Source organism: Caballeronia temeraria (assembly GCF_001544795.2).
GTDB lineage: Bacteria > Pseudomonadota > Gammaproteobacteria > Burkholderiales > Burkholderiaceae > Caballeronia > Caballeronia temeraria.
On sequence record NZ_FCOI02000008.1, the window covers coordinates 1 to 18,445 of the forward strand.

General features: G+C 63.3%; 20 protein-coding genes. 18 read left to right on the forward strand and 2 right to left on the reverse strand.

What is annotated here, in order from left to right; genetic code table 11:
* On the reverse strand, window positions 1-548 hold a 548-nt coding region (locus AWB76_RS13685; RefSeq protein WP_279616404.1), incomplete at its 3' end, for a citrate/2-methylcitrate synthase.
* 20 nt (window positions 549-568) lie between these two features.
* Window positions 569-1,465 (reverse strand): methylisocitrate lyase, encoded by an 897-nt coding sequence (gene prpB / locus AWB76_RS13690; protein WP_061160671.1) that lies wholly within the window; start codon window positions 1,463-1,465, stop codon window positions 569-571.
* 194 nt (window positions 1,466-1,659) lie between these two features.
* On the opposite strand from prpB, the gene prpR reads away from it, so the two are divergent.
* The 18 genes from prpR to AWB76_RS13785 all read left to right on the forward strand — a co-directional run bounded on the left by prpR (window position 1,660) and on the right by AWB76_RS13785 (window position 18,395).
* Window positions 1,660-3,594 (forward strand): propionate catabolism operon regulatory protein PrpR, encoded by a 1,935-nt coding sequence (prpR, locus tag AWB76_RS13695; RefSeq protein WP_061160672.1) that lies wholly within the window; start codon window positions 1,660-1,662, stop codon window positions 3,592-3,594.
* A gap of 93 nt (window positions 3,595-3,687) precedes the next feature.
* The gene (locus tag AWB76_RS41595; RefSeq protein WP_167357752.1) at window positions 3,688-3,828 is read left to right on the forward strand and encodes a hypothetical protein; all 141 of its coding nucleotides are present in this window, start codon (window positions 3,688-3,690) and stop codon (window positions 3,826-3,828) included.
* Window positions 3,829-4,178: 350 nt separating this feature from the next.
* Complete coding sequence (locus AWB76_RS13705) at window positions 4,179-4,472, forward strand: GYD domain-containing protein (RefSeq protein ID WP_061160674.1); 294 nt, start codon at window positions 4,179-4,181, stop codon at window positions 4,470-4,472.
* A gap of 94 nt (window positions 4,473-4,566) precedes the next feature.
* Window positions 4,567-5,028 carry a TIGR02594 family protein gene (locus AWB76_RS13710; protein WP_074171347.1) on the forward strand — a complete coding sequence of 154 codons (462 nt, stop codon included), beginning with the start codon at window positions 4,567-4,569 and terminating at the stop codon, window positions 5,026-5,028.
* A gap of 174 nt (window positions 5,029-5,202) precedes the next feature.
* The gene (locus tag AWB76_RS13715; protein ID WP_061160675.1) at window positions 5,203-6,384 is read left to right on the forward strand and encodes a porin; all 1,182 of its coding nucleotides are present in this window, start codon (window positions 5,203-5,205) and stop codon (window positions 6,382-6,384) included.
* 64 nt (window positions 6,385-6,448) lie between these two features.
* Complete coding sequence (locus AWB76_RS13720) at window positions 6,449-6,841, forward strand: hypothetical protein (RefSeq protein WP_061160676.1); 393 nt, start codon at window positions 6,449-6,451, stop codon at window positions 6,839-6,841.
* A 187-nt stretch (window positions 6,842-7,028) separates the two neighbouring features.
* Window positions 7,029-7,340, forward strand: a complete 312-nt coding sequence (locus tag AWB76_RS13725; RefSeq protein ID WP_061160879.1) for a hypothetical protein — start codon at window positions 7,029-7,031, stop codon at window positions 7,338-7,340.
* A 285-nt stretch (window positions 7,341-7,625) separates the two neighbouring features.
* Window positions 7,626-8,669: an NAD(P)-dependent alcohol dehydrogenase gene (locus AWB76_RS13730; RefSeq protein WP_061160677.1), complete on the forward strand. Its 1,044-nt coding sequence runs from the start codon at window positions 7,626-7,628 to the stop codon at window positions 8,667-8,669.
* A gap of 59 nt (window positions 8,670-8,728) precedes the next feature.
* A complete protein-coding gene (locus AWB76_RS13735) occupies window positions 8,729-9,046 on the forward strand; it encodes a hypothetical protein (protein ID WP_061160678.1) in 318 nt (105 codons plus the stop codon).
* Between the two features lie 49 nt (window positions 9,047-9,095).
* Window positions 9,096-10,190: a WD40 repeat domain-containing protein gene (locus AWB76_RS13740; protein WP_061160679.1), complete on the forward strand. Its 1,095-nt coding sequence runs from the start codon at window positions 9,096-9,098 to the stop codon at window positions 10,188-10,190.
* A gap of 18 nt (window positions 10,191-10,208) precedes the next feature.
* Window positions 10,209-10,400 carry a hypothetical protein gene (locus tag AWB76_RS13745; RefSeq protein WP_061160680.1) on the forward strand — a complete coding sequence of 64 codons (192 nt, stop codon included), beginning with the start codon at window positions 10,209-10,211 and terminating at the stop codon, window positions 10,398-10,400.
* A gap of 210 nt (window positions 10,401-10,610) precedes the next feature.
* The gene (locus AWB76_RS13755) at window positions 10,611-12,281 is read left to right on the forward strand and encodes an aromatic/alkene/methane monooxygenase hydroxylase/oxygenase subunit alpha (RefSeq protein WP_061160682.1); all 1,671 of its coding nucleotides are present in this window, start codon (window positions 10,611-10,613) and stop codon (window positions 12,279-12,281) included.
* A gap of 59 nt (window positions 12,282-12,340) precedes the next feature.
* Window positions 12,341-13,369: an NADH:ubiquinone reductase (Na(+)-transporting) subunit F gene (locus AWB76_RS13760; RefSeq protein WP_061160683.1), complete on the forward strand. Its 1,029-nt coding sequence runs from the start codon at window positions 12,341-12,343 to the stop codon at window positions 13,367-13,369.
* A gap of 59 nt (window positions 13,370-13,428) precedes the next feature.
* Window positions 13,429-14,514, forward strand: coding sequence for an aromatic/alkene monooxygenase hydroxylase subunit beta (locus tag AWB76_RS13765; RefSeq protein WP_061160684.1), 1,086 nt, complete (start codon window positions 13,429-13,431; stop codon window positions 14,512-14,514).
* 24 nt (window positions 14,515-14,538) lie between these two features.
* Window positions 14,539-14,892: an MmoB/DmpM family protein gene (locus AWB76_RS13770; RefSeq protein ID WP_061160685.1), complete on the forward strand. Its 354-nt coding sequence runs from the start codon at window positions 14,539-14,541 to the stop codon at window positions 14,890-14,892.
* Window positions 14,893-14,941: 49 nt separating this feature from the next.
* Window positions 14,942-15,967 carry an amidohydrolase family protein gene (locus AWB76_RS13775; RefSeq protein WP_061160686.1) on the forward strand — a complete coding sequence of 342 codons (1,026 nt, stop codon included), beginning with the start codon at window positions 14,942-14,944 and terminating at the stop codon, window positions 15,965-15,967.
* A complete protein-coding gene (locus AWB76_RS13780) occupies window positions 15,964-16,728 on the forward strand; it encodes an iron-sulfur cluster assembly protein (protein WP_061160687.1) in 765 nt (254 codons plus the stop codon). The genes AWB76_RS13775 and AWB76_RS13780 overlap by 4 nt, the downstream gene beginning before the upstream one ends.
* A 20-nt stretch (window positions 16,729-16,748) precedes the next feature.
* The gene (locus AWB76_RS13785; RefSeq protein WP_061160688.1) at window positions 16,749-18,395 is read left to right on the forward strand and encodes a molecular chaperone GroEL; all 1,647 of its coding nucleotides are present in this window, start codon (window positions 16,749-16,751) and stop codon (window positions 18,393-18,395) included.
* The last annotated feature ends 50 nt before the right edge of the window (window positions 18,396-18,445 follow it).

The window sequence follows — 18,445 nt, forward strand, 5'->3', positions numbered from 1 at the left end:
TTCGACGGCGCGACGCCATGCAGCAAATGCAGAAAGTGCCCGCCGATGGAATCGTCGTCGGTTTCGACTTCGATGCGCTTGCCGTTGTGCGAGTAGTGATACCAATAGAGCAGCATTGAGCCGAGCGACGCCATCAGCTTGTCGGCGATATCCTTCGCGCCCGGCATGTTGTGATCGTCTTTCTCGGGGAGGATCGTGCCGAGCACGGAGACGCCGGTGCGCATGACGTCCATCGGATGCGCGGACGCGGGAATCCATTCGAGCGCGGCCTTCAGGTTCGCGGGCAGGCCGCGCAACGCCTTCAGTTTCGTCTTGTATGCCTTCAACTCAGCGGCATTCGGCAACTTGCCGTGCACGAGCAGATGCGCGATTTCCTCGAACTCGGACGTGGTCGCGACATCGAGAATGTCGTAGCCGCGATAGTGCAAATCGTTGCCCGTCTTGCCGACGGTGCACAGCGCGGTATTGCCCGCGGTCACGCCCGACAGCGCGACGGATTTCTTCGGCTTGAATGCACCGGTTGCAGTGCTGTTGTCTGCTTCGCTCATGAATTCGTCTCCTTCGAAAGTTATTTCTTTGCCGCAAAAAGCTGATCGAGCTTGTCTTCGTAGGCGTGATAGCCGAGATACTTGTAGAGATCGGCGCGCGTCTGCATCGTGTCGACGGCGGCCTTTTGCGTGCCGTCGCGCTTCACGGTCTCGTAGAAGTTGAGCGCCGCCGCGTTCATCGCGCGATAGGCGCCGCAGCAGTACAACGCGATATCGACGTTCGCGTCCTTCAGTTCATCGACGGTGAAAAAGGGCGTCGAGCCGAACTCGGTCAGATTCGCGAGGATCGGCACGCGCACGGCGGCCTTGAAGCGGCGATAGTCGTCGAGCGTCTTCATCGCTTCGGGGAAGATCATGTCGGCGCCCGCTTCGACATACGCGACGGCACGTTCGATCGCCGCGTCGATGCCTTCCGAGGCGGCGGCATCCGTGCGCGCCATGATGACGAACGAGTCGTCGGTGCGCGCATCGACGGCGGCCTTCACGCGATCGACCATTTCGGCGGTCGGCACGACTTCCTTGCCCGGCCGATGCCCGCAGCGTTTCTGTCCGACCTGATCTTCCATATGCACGGCAGCGACGCCCGCCTTGATGAACGAGCGGACCGTGCGCGCGATGTTGAATGCGCCGCCCCAGCCGGTGTCGATATCGACCATCAACGGCAGCGAGGATGCGTCGGTGATGCGGCGCGCGTCGATCAGCACGTCTTCCATCGTGCTGATGCCGAGGTCGGGCATGCCGAGCGAATTCGCGGCCACGCCGCCGCCCGACAGATAGAGCGCCTTGAACCCGACGGCTTCGGCCATCTTCGCGGCGTACGCGGTGATCGCGCCGACGACCTGCAGCGGCGATTCCTCGCGGACGGCCTGGCGGAACCGCGCGCCGGCGGTCTGTGCGGATTGGAATTCGGAACTCACGGTTGTCTCCTGAAAAAGTCGCGCTCTTATAAGCAACTACCTTGCCAGCGTGCAAATTTTTCGTAAGTGATTGATTTTGCGCGAAAAGTCGATTCATACCGGAGGCCACGTTTTTCACGACTGAAATTTCAGGTTTCGAAGCTGAAATCGGTGTCGCATACTAGACGACGCCTCATCATCCACCGCAGACGGCCATGCAAACCGATACAGCGTCCCGCCCGCGCATCTGGGCGGTCGGCATCAGCCGGCTCAGAGATTTGTTCATCGACCTCGTCGGCGCGTATGTCGATCGCGCCGAACTCGACGTCGTGTCGCTCGGCTTCGAGGATGCCGCGAACCGCATCGAATCCGCGCGCGATTTGCGTCCGGATGTCGTCGTGGCGGGCGGTTCCAACGGCGCTTATCTGAAGACGCGCGTCTCGGTGCCGGTCGTCGTCATCAGTCCGACTGGCTTCGACGTGATGCACGCGCTCACGAAGGCGCGGCGCGAAGGCGCGAGCGTCGCGCTCGTCACGCACGGCGACACGCCCGCCGAAATCCGCCGCTTCCTCGGCGCGTACCGCATCGACGTGATCTGCGAGTCGTATCGATCGGCGCAGGATGCCGAAAACCTCGTGCTCGATCTGCGCGATCGCGGCGTCGATGTCGTGGTTGGGCCTGGCCTCGTCGCGGATCTGGCGGCCGAAGCGGGCATGAGCTCGGTGTTTCTGTATTCGCGCGCGTCGGTGGTCGCCGCGTTCGAGACCGCGCTCGAAGTCGCGCAGGCGACGCGCCGGGAAGTCGCGCGGCGCAATCGTCTCGACAACCTGTTGCAGCATCTTCGCGATGGCGTCGTCGCGGTCGATGCGCTCGGCCGAATCGAAGCGATCAATCGCCGGCTGACCACGGCGCTCGGCATCGCCGATGCGGCGCGCGCCGTCGGCCGTCCGCTGCTCGACGTCGCGCCCGAACTCGACGGCGTATTGCCCGCCGCCGACGGCGACGTGTTCGGCGCGGTGCGCGGCGTGAGTTACGCGATTCATCGCGGACCGCTTGCGAGCGACGGCGCGTCGGGCGGGACCCTCTACACGTTTCAGGAATCGCGCGCGGTCGAACGGCTCGACCGGACGCTGCGCTCGCGGCAGGGCGCGCAGGAATTCGTCGCGCGTTATCGGCTGGAGGATGTCGTCGGCGAGTCGGAATCGATCGAACGCGTGCGGGCGCTCGTGCGCCGTTACGCGAAATCCGACGCCACGGTGCTGATTCTCGGCGAAAGCGGCACGGGCAAGGAAATGGTCGCGCAGAGCATGCATCGTCTGAGCCGCCGCAAGGACTTTCCGTTCGTCGCGATGAACTGCGGCGCGTTTCCCGAAGCGCTGCTCGAAAGCGAACTCTTCGGCTACGAGGAAGGCGCGTTCACCGGCGCGCGCAAGGGCGGCAAGGCGGGGCTGATCGAGGCGGCGCATCGCGGCACCTTGTTTCTCGATGAAATCGGCGAGATGCCGCCTTCGCTGCAAAGCCGCCTGTTGCGCGTGCTGCAGGAACGAGAAGTGATACGCCTCGGTTCGACGGAGCCGACGCGCGTCGATATCCGCGTGATCGCGGCGACGCATCGCTCGCTCGCGGAAGGCGTCGCCGATGGCTCGTTTCGCGCCGATCTTTTCTATCGCATCAATATTCTGAGCGTCGCGCTGCCGCCGTTGCGCGCGCGTTCCAGCGATGTCCTGCCGCTCGCGACCGCGCTGCTGATGCAGGCCGCGACGCGCGACAAGGCGCTCGCGTCGCGCTTGCCCGGCGGCGATGCGGCGGCGCGCGTGCTCGCGCCGCTCGAACCCGCGCTGCGGCAGTATCCGTGGCCGGGCAATGTGCGCGAGTTGCAGAACATCGTCGAGCGGATGGCGGTGGAGATCGCGGACATGGACGCGCCCGTCGCGTTGACGCTCGATGAACTGGAAGGAATCGCACCCGAGCTGTTCGACATCCGGCCGGAAGCCAATGCGGAGCAATCGCTTCGCGATCTGAGCCGTTCGGTGGAAGCCGATCAGGTTCGCGCGTCGCTCGCGGCGTTCGGCGGCGATCGCGATGCCGTGTGCAAGGCGCTCGGCATCAGCAAGACGACCTTGTGGCGCAGGCTCAACGCGAAGCGCTGAAGCGAATCACCAGCGAGTAAATACTCCGTGAATGTCCCCGTAAGCTCGCGCTGCTAGGATTCGATCTCTTTCATCCCTCAAGATAACGAATCTATGAAAAAGGCTGTTATTGCTGTGTTTGCCGCTGGCATGGCATTTTTCTCCATCGCTCCGGCTTTCGCTGACTCGCATCATCACCATGAGGTTTGCCACAAGGTCAAGGTGCATCACCACTGGGAACGCCGCTGCAAGTAAGCGCGTTGCGCAGTCGAAGTCGATGAGCCCCGTTCGCATGTACGACGGGGCTTTTTTGTTTTTCCGGCCGATATGACCGTGCGCTGAAACCGTCCTTTTCACGCGTGGCGTCGCCTATACTTTTGCAGGCACTCGACCCGGATAAACGCGAAACCGGGCGATATCCCCTCGCGGCCTTCCCACGCGCAAGCGCTCTTTCTTCTGCGCGATTGCCGCCTTGTCTTCTTTCCTCTCTGCCTCTTTATGCACGCATAGAAAACGCGGCACGCGCCGTGGCCGCGTGGTCCGTCCATAACGGTCGACGGCGCGGCATACGTGCGGCCGCTTCACTTTCATTCGATGAGGACATCATGGGAACCTACATCATGCTGCTCAACTGGACCGATCAGGGCGCACGCACCGCGAAGGACACGGTGAGCCGGGCGCGCGCATTTCGCGAGACCAGCAAGGCGATGGGCGCGACCATCGGCGCGATGCACTGGACGCTAGGCACATACGATCTGGTCACGTCGTTCGATGCACCCGACGATGAAACCGCGACGCGCCTCGGCCTCGCGCTCGCCGCACTCGGCAACGTCCGCTCGACGACGATGCGCGCGTTTGGCGAGGAGGAGATGCAACGTATCATCGGCGGCTTGAAGTAGGCGATGCGGGCGCCGTGATATCGACGGCGCCCGGCACCGGCAATCGGCGTTCAGCGATAATAGCGGGCACTGCATAACAATTCCTCCAGCACGCATGAGTCAGGTCACGAGAGACGCCGCCGCCGAACCCGCGTGGATGCCCGCGGCAATCGCCGAACGCGGCATCAGACGATATCCGGCCGGCGCGACGAATCCGCGCATTGTCGAGTACAACAACCACACCAACCTCGTCGGCTACGACGACAAGATTTCGTGGTGCTCGTCGTTCATCAACTGGTGCCTCGCGCGCGCCGGCGTTCGCGGGACGGGATCGGCGCTGGCGCGGTCCTGGCTCGACTGGGGCGTCGCGCTCGAAAACCCGGCCTATGGCTGCATCGCCGTGCTCACGCGCGACGATCCGGCGAGCTGGAAGGGGCATGTCGGCTTCTATCTTCGCCACGACGCCGACTTCGTCTATCTCTTCGGCGGAAACCAGCTGGAAGAGGTGCGCGAGCTGGCTTATCCCGTCGATTCCGTGCTCGGCTACAGATGGCCGGCCTCGCCGAAGCACGGCTGAACCCGCCCGGCCGGCACCTTGCCGTTTTCCGCCCCCGTCGCCTAGAGTGTGTGAAGAACATCGTGCGTTTTCCTGACGATGACCCGCGCGGCCTTGCGCCCCGCAGTCGTCGACGTCCTGTATTCAAAGCGTTCCGGGAGCATCGGCTCTCCCGGTCTTGGCTGGAGCAGGCAAATGAAGAAGATGCTGATAACCGGTGCGACGACGATGATCACGCTGACGGGCGCAGCCCATGCGCAGAGCAGCGTCACGCTCTATGGTCTGATCGACGCGGGCCTGACTTACACGAGCAACCAGATCACCGGCACGGGCGGCGGCGGACACAGCAACTGGCAGATGACGAGCGGCGCTGTCCAGGACAGCCGATGGGGCCTGCGCGGAGCCGAAGACCTGGGCGCGGGTTTGAAAGCCGTCTTCGCCCTGGAGAACGGCTTCAATCTGAATGACGGGCAGTATGCGTCGGGCAGCCGGATCTTCAACCGTCTCGCGTATGTCGGCGTGTCGAGCAGCGACTACGGCGCGCTCACGCTCGGCCGGCAGACCGACGGCATGGTCGACTTCCTCGCACCGCTCTCGCTCACGGGCACGGAATACGGCGGCACGCACTTCGCGCATCCGTTCGACATCGACAATCTGAACGATTCATTTCAGATCAATAACTCCGTGAAGTACACGAGCCCGCAATTCGCCGGCTTCCGGTTCGCCGCGCTGTACGGCTTCTCGAATCAGGCGGGCGGCTTCGCGAACAATCGCGCGTATAGCTTCGGATTGTCGTATGTCAGCGGGCCGTGGAACTTCGCCTTCGGTTATCTCCAGCTCAACAGCGATGCGCGCACGCCGGGCCAGTTGAACGCGAACGGCGCCGTCACCGACACGACCGCGGCATCCCTGCAAAACACATTGTCGACGAGCGCTGTACCGGTCGGCGTGCTGGCCGATAGTCAGAAGACGCTGGGCGCAGGCGTGAACTATTTGTTCGGTCCGGCCGTGGCGGGCTTCGTCTATACACAGAGCAAACTCACGCGATTTTTCCAGACGAACCTCAGCGCGACGTTTCAGAACTTCGAAGGCAATTTCCGTTATGCGCTGACGCCGGCCGTCGAGCTATCCGGCGCGTACACGTATTCGCGCGCGGGCGGAAACGGAGGCGGCGGCATTCCCCACTGGAACCAGGTCAGCGGGATGGCCGACTACCATTTCTCGCGTCGCACCGATGTCTATATTCAGGGCGCATGGCAGCGCGTGAGTCCGAGCGGCACGTCGCCGTTGGGCGTGGCGTGGATCAACGGCGTGAGCGATCCGTCTTCCTCGACGACCCAGATTCAGGCGACGGCCGGATTGCGACATCGTTTCTGATGCCGGCGCACATAAGCACATAAGCACGTAGCCGTAGCAGTTCTTCATCCAAAGGGAGATCTCGATGCGCGTCATGTTCACGCTGCCTTTGCTTGCCGTGTCTCTTCTCGTCGCCGGATGCAACACGCCGCCGATTCCCGCGGGCAAGCCCGTCGACATTCCGACGGCGTTGCAGAACGTCCTGCAAGGTCTTTGCGATTTCAAGAAGACCCGTGCGGCGGGCGGGCAAGATTATGGCGTTGCGATCGACGCGATTACCATCGAGCTCGATCTGACTGTCGATGGCGCGCAGAATCCGCCTGTTTCCGTCGCGCCCGACATCAAGTTCATCCCGACGGTCAGCTATGGGCACATCATCACGGCGACGACCGGAAGCAAGCTGCTCGTTTCGCTGAAGAACGTCGATGGCGCGCATGGCGGGGGTATGAATTGCAGTTCGTCGGCGGCTGCGAAGTGAGGGGCATTTTGAATCACGCGCGCGGGTAGTTAGATAATCGGTAATCCGAAATAAGCGTAGAGCGGCTCATCGCTGCAAGCGGGACGACGAAACGCCCCCCGGGCGCGGCACGGTCATTGCGCAGTTCGTGATCAAGCAGACGGTATTCGTCTGCGTCTATTTTCTCAGTCCGAAGGAGGGACGGATCATGAACAAGGCAATCGGTACTTTGATCGCGGCTGTCGCCGCCGTGGCATTGTCGGGCGGCGCGTATGCACAGACGGCCGGCGGCTCGAACGGTTCGACCGGCAGTACGGCCAGCCCGGCGAATCAGGTCAATGGCGCAACGGGCGGCTACGGCACCCCGGGCACCACGAACTCGGAAAGCGGCATGGCCGCCAAACCGAACACGGGTTTGCCGAGCAGCATGAACAGCACCACGAAGTCGAACGCGCCCGCGCCGCAAAGCAATAACACGCTGGCAACGCCGAGCGTAGTGTCGCCGGCGGCCGGCCAGTAGCACGCGCCGAACAGGACGGTCCACGCTTAGTCGTGGGTCGTCTTTCGTTGTGCGCTGCAACGTCGCGTCTGTTGGAATGAGACGCGCAGGCCTGCTGTCGCAAGTTGCGACATCCTCGTAGACAAGATCTCGGCAGGGTGTCCGATTTTGCGACAAGCCACGTGGCTTTTGTCACCGCACGGTAAAAAGCGCTCCCCGCAGCATCACATACACGGCCACACGGCACGCGATTGGCGTAGTCCTTGCTCTTATCCGCCCCAACGATAACGACCAAGGAGACACAACGTGAAGGCTGCCGTGCTGCACGAGTACGACGAAACCTTGTCCCGCGACGAATTCGTCCGCTATCAAGACGTCCCCACACCCGATATCACGCGGCCCGACGATGTGATCGTCCGCATCGGCGGCGCAGGCGTGTGCCGGACCGATCTGCATATCGTCGAGGGCATTTGGCGCAGCAAGGTGGATATGGCGCTGCCCTACATCATGGGTCACGAAAATGCCGGCTGGGTCGAGGCGGTCGGGCGCGGCGTCGAAAGCGTCAAGGTGGGCGATCCCGTCATCTGTCATCCGCTTGTGACGAGCGGTCACTGTCTGGCGTGCCGGCGCGGCGACGACATGCACGCCACCGAAAGCCGCTTTCCCGGCATCAACACGAACGGCGGCTATGCCGAATATCTCGCGACGGGCGAACGTTCGCTGATCCGTCTGCCGTCCACGCTCGCGCCGAAGGACGTCGCGCCGTACACCGACGCGGGCCTCACCGCGTATCGCGCCGCGAAGAAGGCATCGCGTCATCTGTTGCCCGGGCAGTTCGCGGTTGTGATCGGCGCGGGCGGGCTCGGTCATATCGGCATTCAGGTGCTGAATGCGTTGTGCGCGGCGGAGGTCATCGTCGTCGATCGTTCCGAGACGGCGCTCGCGCTCGCGAAGGAATGCGGCGCGCATCACACGGTGCAAGGCGGCGATGACGCCGTCGAGCGCGTGCTCGAACTGACGCACGGCAACGGCGCCGAGGCCGTGATCGACTTCGTGGGCGAAGGCAACGCAATCGCGCAAGGTCTCGCGATGACGCGCAACGCGGGCTACTACTACATCGTCGGATACGGCGGGAAGATCGACATTCCGACGATCGACATGATCACGAGCGAGAAGACCATCGTCGGCAATCTGGTCGGCACTTATCCCGAACTCGTCGAGCTGATGGCGCTCGCCGATCGCGGTCTCGTTCATCTGGCGACGCGCGAATATCGCCTGAGCGAGGCGAATCAGGCGCTCAGGGATCTGCATCACGGCAAGGTGAAGGGACGCGCCGTGCTGATTCCGTAACGACCGGCCGGCCTCGCGAACGACGAGGCCTGCAAGGCAGTCTTTCCGCGGAGAACGCCATGACTGCGCAGGGCCACCCCACGCCCATTTCGGAACGCGTGCGGCTCGTGATCGAGCTCACGCGGATCAACTCCGAGCATCTGCGGAGCAAGAGCCGTTTTGCGGGCGTCGAGATCGAACTCGAAAGCGCGCTGGCCGCTAGCCGTCCCGAGGCGCGCACGTCGCAACAGGTGCTGCGCATCGAGATGTTGCGCGACGAGCTTTGGGAAGCCGATCGCTCGTTGAGCGCGCTGGAAGCGGAGCGCGCGCGTCTCGAAACGGCGCTGGCGAACGTGGAGGCGGCGGCGCGTACGGCGCACGCCCGCGATTCGCGATGAAGCGCATGCAGGCGTCGCGCGACAGCGCCGTACGTTTCGAGGCGGGAACGTGAACGCGCCCACACCGCTCGTCGAGCTGCTCGGCGCGAGCTGGACGGCGCCGGCTTCCGTCATGGCCGCGGCGTGGAATGTCGAGGGCAGTCACGCGGGCTTCACGCTCAGCGACGGCACGCTCGCGCTCGCTTCCGGCAAATGGGATGGCGGTCCGCAGCTCAAGCCGCACGAGACGCGCGGTGTCGAGCTGATCAAGGCCGCCGCGCCGCCGCCGCCGCTCGCGCGCGTGGCCGTGCACGACGGCGTGAGTCTCGACTTCGCCGCCGATCCCGATGGCGGCTTCCTGAGCGCGGGCGATGACGGAAGGCTCGTGCAGGTCGACATCGAAGGCAATGCGCGCGAGGCGGCGACCTATCCCGGCCGATGGATCGATCACGTCGCAACCTCGCGCTCGGGTTTGCGCGCCTGTGCGAGCGGGCGGCTCGTGCGTCTGCTCGGCCCGACGGAGAACGAGCTGACGCTGCCGGCTTCATCGACCGCGCTGATGTTCTCCGCGTCCGGGCAGCAGCTCGCCATTGCGCATGCGGGCGGCGTCACGTTGTGGGATACGCGCTCGTCGTCGTCACGGCTGCTCGCGTGCGCCGGATTGCCGTGCGCGCTCGCATGGAGTCCCGATGGCCGATACCTCGTGAGCGGTTTGCAGGCGAACGCGCTGCACGGCTGGCGTTTGCCCGATGGCGACGATATCGAACTCGGCGGCTATGCGTTGCAGCCCGGTTCGTTGTCGTTCTCGGCGGATGGACGCGTGCTCGTGACGAACGGCGGCATGCGCGCGGTGTGCTGGCGCTTCGATCCGCCCGGCGCCGACGATCGTCCGCGCGAATGCGGCGTCGCGGGCAGTGCGCCTGTGAGTGTCGTCGCGTGCCACCCGTCCTTGTCGATGATCGCGGTCGGCTATCACAGCGGCGCGGTGCTGCTGTGTCAGCCCGGCGGCGCCGATGTGCTGTTCGTCAGAGCGAACGGCGGCGCGCCGGTCAGCGCGCTCGCGTGGGCGCCCGATGGCGGCCGTCTCGCCTACGGCACCGAAGCCGGCGAGATCGCGCTCGTGTATTTGCCGCATGCGTTGTTCCGCATTTCAGATCCGCAGTAAGCGCCAGGGGAGAGACAAATGACGACCGATGCAACCACGAAGGAAGCTTTTTTCGAGCGGCTCGGCGCGCTGTCCGACGACATGATCGCCGCGCATGGCCGCGACTTCGCGATGGGCGCGCTGATACTCGCCGCGCGCTTCATCGCGCAGGGTCAGCCGGTGGCGGATGCCGCGACGGCGAGCGCGGGCAGGATCATCGTCGAGCAATGAACGATGTCGCAATTCGGGACACCGGAAGATTCGCGGACGTCGCGTTCCACGACAGAAGCGCATCGCAAGACGATGAAACACGGCGCATTCGCGCATGGCACGCTTGTCGCTCTTAACGCTGCCGTGCCGATGCAAACGGCGCAATCGATGGTGATCCAGAACCCGCGGTCCGCGCCGCCGGTTCCCCTGTAACCGGACAAGGAGAGCTCGATGTCAGAAGCATTAACGCTCAACAAGATCACATCCCAGCGAGGCATCAGTATCGGCGAGGCGGCAAAACGCGTCGCCGATCTCGGCTGGACACCCAGTTACGTTCAGGAAGCGATGACCTTCCCGACCGACTACAAGATCAGCAAGGCGCCGCGCGACCCGATGAAGCAGGTGCTGCGCTCGTATTTCCCGATGCAGGAGGAGAAGGACAACCGCGTCTACGGCGCGCTCGATGCCGCGTTGCGCGGCGACATGTTCCGCAATGTCGAGCCGCGCTGGGTCGAATGGATGAAGCTGTTCCTCGCGATCATCCCGTTCCCGGAAATCTCGGCCGCGCGCTCGATGGCGATGCTCGGCCGTCTCGCTCCCGGCGAAGAACTGCGCACCGGCTTCACGATGCAGATGGTCGACGAGTTCCGTCACTCGACGATCCAGATGAATCTGAAGAAGTGGTACATGGAAAACTATATCGATCCGGCGGGCTTCGACATCACCGAGGCCGCGTTCGGCAAGTGCTATGCGACGACCATCGGCCGGCAGTTCGCGGAAGGCTTCCTGACCGGCGATGCGGTGACGGCGGCCAACGTGTTCCTGCAAGTGGTCGCGGAAACGGCGTTCACGAATACGCTGTTCGTCGCGATGCCGTCGGAGGCAGCGCGCAACGGCGACTATGCGTTGCCGACCGTGTTCCTCTCCGTGCAGTCCGATGAAAGCCGGCATATCGGCAACGGCCATTCGCTGATGATGTCGGTCATCAACGACCCCGACAATCATCTGCTGCTCGAACGCGATCTGCGCTATGCGTTCTGGCAGAACCACGCGATCGTCGATGCGGCTATCGGTACGTTCATCGAATATGGCACGACCGACCGCGACAAGAAGAAGGAGTCGTATGCGGAGTTGTGGCACCGGTGGATCTACGAGGACTATTACCGCACCTACATGCTGCCGCTCGAAAAGTACGGCATCAAGATTCATCACGACGATGTCGCCGCCGCGTGGGATCGCCTCGTCAAGAAGAACTACGTGCACAAGGTCGCGCAATTCTTCTCGGTCGGCTGGCCGGTGAACTTCTGGCGCATCGAGGCGCAGACCGAAAAAGACTTCGAGTGGTTCGAGCACAAGTATCCGGGCTGGTATGCGGAATTCGGCGACTACTGGAAGTGGTACGCGAAGAAGAGCACGCCCGGTCAGACCAACATGCTGTTCGATCAGGAGAACGGCTACGTTTATCCGCATCGCTGCTGGAGCTGCCTCGTGCCGTGCCTGATTCGCGAGGACTTCTGCGTCGATGAAGTCGACGGCAAGCTCTTCACGTACTGCTCCGAATTGTGCCGATGGACGCACAAGGTCGCATTTGCATCGGAGTACGAAGGAAGGCCGACGCCCGCGATGGGCCGCTTCAGTGGACGCCGCGAATGGGAAGAGGTCTATCACGGCTGGGATCTCGCCGATTGCATCAAGGATCTCGGCTTCGTGCGCAGCGACGGAAAGACGCTCGTGCCTCAACCGCATTTGCGCTTCGACAACCGCGACATGTGGACGCTCGATGACGTGCGTGGCCACACGATCCAGAGTCCGATCGTGCTGATACGCGAGATGACGCCGGAGCAGCGCGAGAAGCACATCGCGGAGTATCGCGCGGGCTTCAAGATCAGTCCGTGCAATTGATGCGGCCTGCGGTCCGGTGCGCTTCGGGGTATCGGGCCGCGACACGGAGGAAAGGGCATATGAGTTATACGGTCCGCTTCGAACCGGTCGGTGTCGAGATGTCTGTGGCGGAAGGCGAAACCGTGCTGGAAGCGGCGTTCCGGCAAGGGATCGCCGTCATGCACGGATGCAAGGAAGGGCAGTGCAGCAGTTGCAAATCGCTGCTCGTGGAAGGCGATGTCGAAATGAAAAAGTACTCGACCTTCGCGCTGCCCGACTACGAGAAGGAGTCGGGCCACGTTTTGCTATGCAGGACGCTCGCCTACAGCGATCTCACCGTCGAATTGCTCAACTTCGACGAAGACCTGATGCGCCGCTCGATACCCGTCGCGGACTACGACGCGACCGTCACGAGCATCACCGCGCTCACGCACGACATCAGGCTGCTCGAAGTGGAGTTGAGCCGGCCGCTGCGCTTCTGGGCAGGACAATATGTAGACCTGACGATTCCGTCTGCCGACATCACGCGCTCCTTCTCGATGGCCAATCCGCCCGACGGCGAGCGGCGCCTGAGCTTCATCATCAAGAAGTATCCGAACGGCGCGTTCTCTTCGCTGCTCGACGAAGGGCTCAAACCCGGCGACCGGATGATCGCAAAAGGCCCATACGGCACGTGCTTTCGACGCGAAGATCAACCCGGCCCGATGGTTCTGGTCGGCGGCGGCTCGGGCATGTCGCCGTTGTGGTCGATCTTGCAGGATCACGTGGCGAGCGGCGAAGCGCGGCCCGTGCGCTTCTTTTACGGCGCGCGCACGCGTCGCGATCTGTTCTATCTCGACGAGTTCGCGGAGTTCGCGGACAAGCTGCCGGATTTTCGCTTCATTCCGGCTCTGTCGAACGCCGAACCCGGAGACGAGTGGACGGGCGAGAGGGGTTTCATCCACGAAGTCGTGAGCCGCACGTTGCGCGACGAATCGCTTGCGGGCGATATCGACGCGTACACGTGCGGTCCCGCGGCGATGATCGACGCCGTCATTCCGGTGCTGCAAATGGCCGGCGTGGAACCGGAACGGCTGTATTTCGACAAGTTCACGCAGGCGGTCCGATGACGGCCCGTCGCCCTGATATTCCCTGATCGGAGCACCAAGCGTAACCAAGGAGACATGACATGAGTACGTCGACGGAGCAGTCATCGCCGCTTAAGTCGGGCGCTGCGGGCGCGGCGCAGTTCGTGGGCTGGGACAGCCGCAAGTACAACTACTTCGAACCGAAAGGACGCAAGGCAAGCCATTACGAAGACATGACCGTCGACGTGCAGCCGGACCCGAAGCGCTATCTGATTCAGGACTGGATCCTGCAATTCGCCGACGGCACGCCGACGTATTCGGAAACGTGGACCGCCGCGAAATGCTCGGACTGGCACAAATTCCGCGCCGTCGATGAAGAGTGGGAGCGCACGCACTATCAGCGCCAGTCGACCATCGTCGGGATGATCACGAACGCCATCAGCAATGCGCGGCGCTCGGGCGCGGTCAAGCGTTTCGACAAGACCTGGGTGAAGGTGCTCGAACAGCATGTCGGCGCATACAAGCACGCGGAGTTCGGGCTCGGCACCGCGACCATGCACGCGCAGCGCTACGGCTACACGCAGATGATCAACAGCGCGATCCTGACCAATGCGTCGTACAAGCTGCGCTTCGCGCAAGACCTCACGCTGTATCTCGGCGAAATTGCGCTCGATCTGCCGGGCTTCAATCTCGACGCGGGCAAGGAGCACTGGCTCAACGATCCGATCTGGCAGGGCACGCGTCTCGCGATCGAAACCATCGGCGGCGCGACCGATTACCTCGAAAAGTATTTCGCGGTGAATGTCGTGTTCGAGCCGCTCGTCGGCGATCTCTTCCGCAGCGGCTTCATCATGCAGATCGCCGCCGCGCAGCACGATTTCGTGACGCCGACCGTGGTGTCCGCCGCCGAAGGCGATTACGAGCGCAACCTGGCCAACGCGGTCGAGCTGTTCCACATGCTCGCGAACGATCCCGCGCATGGCGACGCGAACCGCGCGCTCTTCAGCGCATGGCTCGAAAAACATGGCGCGCTCGCCGCCGATGCAGCGAAGCATCTCCAGCCGATCTGGTCCATTCCGCACGCGAAGCCCGCGCAATTCACCGACTCGCTGCACAGCTCGGTCGAACGTGCGCAACTGATCGCGAAGGAAATCGGCATTCCGTTTTCGCTCTCCATTCAAGCCTGAATCCACCGCGAACAGGAGCCGCTCATGTCAGTTCATACCGACAACATTTTCAAGTCGATCAAGGATCTTCGCTTCGAACAGACCATCTCGCATCAGTGCGGCGTCACGATGAACGACAGCGTCGAAGCGCGCGCGATCGCCGAACTCATGGCGACGAAGCCGGGCATCACGGTCACGTATCTGCCCGCGATGATCCGCATCGACGGACAGGGAAAGATCGAGTTCAAGATGGGCGAAATCAGCGACGTGCTGGGCCGCGAGATGACGCCGCATCTGTTCGAGATATCGACGTCGACGCATTACGGCCGCATGGTGATGGTCGATGACGACACCGTCGTGCTGTTCGGCAACATGGAAGACGCAATGGCCTACGAATGAAAACACTCGCGGGTTCGCCCGCGAGCGACAACCCCACGGAGACATACTCATGTTCAGAACCCAGGACGGCGAGGACATTTTCATCATCGACGGGCACGTTCATTTATGGGACGGCAGCAAGGCGAACGTGAAGAACGTGCACGGTCAGCAGTTCATCGACTGCTTCTATGCATATCACAAGAATCTGAGCCCGAAGGAATATCTCTGGCCGAAGGAGAAGTTCGACAAGTACGGCGAAGAAGTCATGTACGACGATCTTTTCGTCACGGGCTACGACGACATGGCGATCTGCCAGCCGACCTATCTCACCGACTTCTACAAGAACGGCTTCAACACCACGGAGGCGAACTATGTGGTGAAGAAGAAGTATCCGAACCGTTTCATCGTGAATGGCGCGTTCGATCCGCGCGATGGCGAGGCGGGGCTGGAACGCCTCGAAGAACTGTCGGCGCTCTACAAGATTCAGGGCGTGAAGCTCTACACCGCCGAATGGCGCGGCGACAGCAAAGGCTACAAGCTGTCCGATCCCGGCGCGTACCGCTTCCTCGAACGTTGCGAGAAGCTCGGCATCAGGAATATCCATGTCCATAAAGGACCGACGATCCTGCCGCTCAATCGCGACGCGTTCGATGTCGCCGATATCGACGACGTGGCGACGAGCTTCCAGAACCTGAACTTCATCGTCGAGCATTGCGGCTTGCCGCGTCTCGATGACTTCTGCTGGATCGCCACGCAGGAGACGAACGTGTATGGCGGGCTCGCCGTCGTGCTGCCGTTCATTCATACGCGGCCCGAATACTTCGCGCATGTGATTTCGGAGCTGCTGTTCTGGATCGGCGAGGACCGCATTCTCTACGGCAGCGACTATGCGATCTGGTCGCCGAAGTGGCTCATCGACAAGTTCATGGCTTTCGAATTGCCGGAATCCGTCAGCAAGGAAACGGGCGTGAAGCTGTCGCTGGAGGCGAAGAAGAAGATCCTCGGGCTGAATGCGGCGCGTCTTTACGGCATCGATATCGAGGCGCAGAAGAAGCTGCTCGCACAGACGCCGCAGGCTGCGGTGGCGCACGCATGAACGCCGCGAGCGCACGCGCGGCGCAGGTGTGGGAGCGGCTCGCGTCCGTCATCGATCCGGAACTCGACGAATCGGTGACGGAGCTTCACTTCGTCACGTCCGTCGATGTCGATGCGAACGGCGGCGTGTCCGTCGCCTTTCGATTGCCGACCTACTGGTGCGCCGCCAACTTCGCCTATCTGATGGCGGCGGACATGCGCGCGGCGATCGCGGATTTGCCGTGGGTGACGCGCATCGGCATCGCGCTCGACGAGCACATGTACGCGGACGAGATCAATCGCGGCATGACAGAGAACCTGTCGTTCCGGCAGGCATTCGGCGATGCGGCGAACGACGATCTCGACGCCGTGCGTCAGACGTTTCTGGTCAAGGCGTTTCAGCGCAGGCAGGAAGCGCTGCTCGCGCATCTGCTCGCGAACGGGCACGAGCCGGAAGCGCTCGTCCGGCTCACGATGTCAGACCTTGCCTCGCTCGCCGATGATTCCGAACGCGCACGCCTCATCGCGCGATACATCGAACGACGCCATGTATGCGGCGGCGCGGTGGACGATTCGCAGCCCGCGTTCATCGACCTAAACGGCGCACCGCTCGATCCCGCGACGCTCGGCGCTTATCTGCGCGATTTGCGGCGCGTGGGCGTCAACGCCGAGTTCAACAGCGCGCTGTGCCGCGGCCTGCTCGCGGCGCGCTACGACGAGCCCGAAGAAAAGCCGGTTCGCTTCTACCCGCGAACGCGGGATGCATCGACGGTACGAACATAAAACGGAGACAGGAGCACACGATGCCGAACATCATGTTGCATGACGAAGAAGCGCGCGCGGCGCTCGGCCGGGGCGTGGCCAAGCTCGCGCGAGCAGTGCGCGGGACGCTCGGGCCGAAGGGCATGAACGCGATCATCGACCGGCCCATCGGCTCGCCGATCATCTCGCGCGACGGCGTGAGCATCGCAAGCGAGATCGAGCTGGACGATCCGTTCGAGAATATCGGCGCGCAGGTCGTGCGCGAAGTGTCGAAGCAGACCAACGACTTCGCCGGCGACGGCACGACCACGGCCACCGTGCTCGCCGATGCGCTCGTGCAGCAAGGCCTCGAATGTCTCGCGGATGGCGCGAATCCGGTCGAGCTCGTGCAGGGTCTCGAAGCGGCGGTGACCGCGACGATCGATGCGCTCAGGCGCGCCGCCACGCCGCTCGCCGGACCGGAGGACGTGCGCGCGGTCGCCGTCGTCGCGGCCAACGACGAATTCACGGGCGGTCTCGTCGCCGAGGCGCTCGAGCGCGTGGGCGCGGACGGTATCGTCGATGTCGAATACGGCTCGACGGTCGAAACGCGGCTCGAAGTGGTGGAAGGCATGGCTTTCGACCGCGGCTATCTTTCGCATCACATGGTGACGGACATCGAACGGATGCAGGTCGTCCTCGACAATCCGCTCATCCTGATGACGGATCAGCGCCTGCAAAGCCAGGACGACCTGACCGCGATGCTCGCGCTCGCGAACGAGCACAAGCGCCCGCTGCTCATCATCGCGGAAGAGGTGGCGCCCGCGTGCGTCGTCACGCTGCTCGCCAATCGTGACAACGGCGCGAATGGGGGCTTGGGCGTCGCGGCCATTCATCCGCCCGAGTACGGCCACTGGCGGCGCGCGATGCTCGAAGATATCGCCATCGTCACGGGCGGGCGGGTCATCGCGCGCGATCTCGGCGGCAGGCTCGACGCCGTCGACATGCGCGACTTCGGCAGCGCGCGGCAAGTGCGCATATCGTCGAATCAGACGATCATCACGGCCGGCGGAGGCGATCCCGCTGCTGTCTCGGCACGGCGTCAGCAAGTCGCGCGGCAGTACGAAATGGCGCCGGAGAACGTCGAGCGCGACAAGTTCGAAGTGCGTCTCGCGAAGCTTTCGGGCGGCACCGCGATGATTCTCGCGGGCGGCGCCACGCCCGTCGAGCAGAAGCGCCGGCTTCATCTGATCGAAGACTCCATCAACGCGGCGCGCGCGGCGATCGCCGAAGGCGTGGTGCCGGGCGGCGGCACGGCGTTGCTGCGGGCATCGGCGGAACTCGACGAGCTGATCGACAAGAGCCGCGGCGCCGCGCAACTGGGCGCCATGCTGCTCAAGCGCGCGCTGGCGAAGCCGCTGTTCACGATCGCGTCGAATTGCGGACTGGACGGCGCGTCGATCGTCGCGCAGGTCGCGAAGGCGGATCGCGCGACGGGACTCGACGCGCGCACCGGCGAGATCGCGGATCTGGTCGCGCGCGGCATCATCGATCCGGTGAAGGTGAGCTACAGCGCCGTGCGCAACGCGGCCTCCGTCGCCGCGCTGATCCTCACGACGCAGACGCTGATCGCGAAGAAACCCGATATCGTCGATACCACGGCGGGGCCGGCGCTCGGAGCGGGAGCCGAGTTGCTCGGCCGCAAGTGACGCGCGCTGTTGCGTTGCGACAGAAAACGAGGCGCAAACGGGGGCGTTTT

Bases quoted from the DNA above. Each gene is read 5' to 3' on its own strand.
- AWB76_RS13770 (WP_061160685.1), top strand. From the start codon at position 14,539: ATGTCAGTTCATACCGACAACATTTTCAAGTCGATCAAGGATCTTCGC.
- AWB76_RS13775 (WP_061160686.1), top strand. From the start codon at position 14,942: ATGTTCAGAACCCAGGACGGCGAGGACATTTTCATCATCGACGGGCAC.
- AWB76_RS13745 (WP_061160680.1), top strand. From the start codon at position 10,209: ATGACGACCGATGCAACCACGAAGGAAGCTTTTTTCGAGCGGCTCGGC.
- AWB76_RS13785 (WP_061160688.1), top strand. From the start codon at position 16,749: ATGCCGAACATCATGTTGCATGACGAAGAAGCGCGCGCGGCGCTCGGC.
- AWB76_RS13735 (WP_061160678.1), top strand. From the start codon at position 8,729: ATGACTGCGCAGGGCCACCCCACGCCCATTTCGGAACGCGTGCGGCTC.
- AWB76_RS13765 (WP_061160684.1), top strand. From the start codon at position 13,429: ATGAGTACGTCGACGGAGCAGTCATCGCCGCTTAAGTCGGGCGCTGCG.
- AWB76_RS13780 (WP_061160687.1), top strand. From the start codon at position 15,964: ATGAACGCCGCGAGCGCACGCGCGGCGCAGGTGTGGGAGCGGCTCGCG.
- AWB76_RS13715 (WP_061160675.1), top strand. From the start codon at position 5,203: ATGAAGAAGATGCTGATAACCGGTGCGACGACGATGATCACGCTGACG.
- prpR (WP_061160672.1), top strand. From the start codon at position 1,660: ATGCAAACCGATACAGCGTCCCGCCCGCGCATCTGGGCGGTCGGCATC.
- AWB76_RS41595 (WP_167357752.1), top strand. From the start codon at position 3,688: ATGAAAAAGGCTGTTATTGCTGTGTTTGCCGCTGGCATGGCATTTTTC.
- AWB76_RS13760 (WP_061160683.1), top strand. From the start codon at position 12,341: ATGAGTTATACGGTCCGCTTCGAACCGGTCGGTGTCGAGATGTCTGTG.
- AWB76_RS13755 (WP_061160682.1), top strand. From the start codon at position 10,611: ATGTCAGAAGCATTAACGCTCAACAAGATCACATCCCAGCGAGGCATC.
- AWB76_RS13725 (WP_061160879.1), top strand. From the start codon at position 7,029: ATGAACAAGGCAATCGGTACTTTGATCGCGGCTGTCGCCGCCGTGGCA.
- AWB76_RS13710 (WP_074171347.1), top strand. From the start codon at position 4,567: ATGAGTCAGGTCACGAGAGACGCCGCCGCCGAACCCGCGTGGATGCCC.
- AWB76_RS13720 (WP_061160676.1), top strand. From the start codon at position 6,449: ATGCGCGTCATGTTCACGCTGCCTTTGCTTGCCGTGTCTCTTCTCGTC.
- AWB76_RS13705 (WP_061160674.1), top strand. From the start codon at position 4,179: ATGGGAACCTACATCATGCTGCTCAACTGGACCGATCAGGGCGCACGC.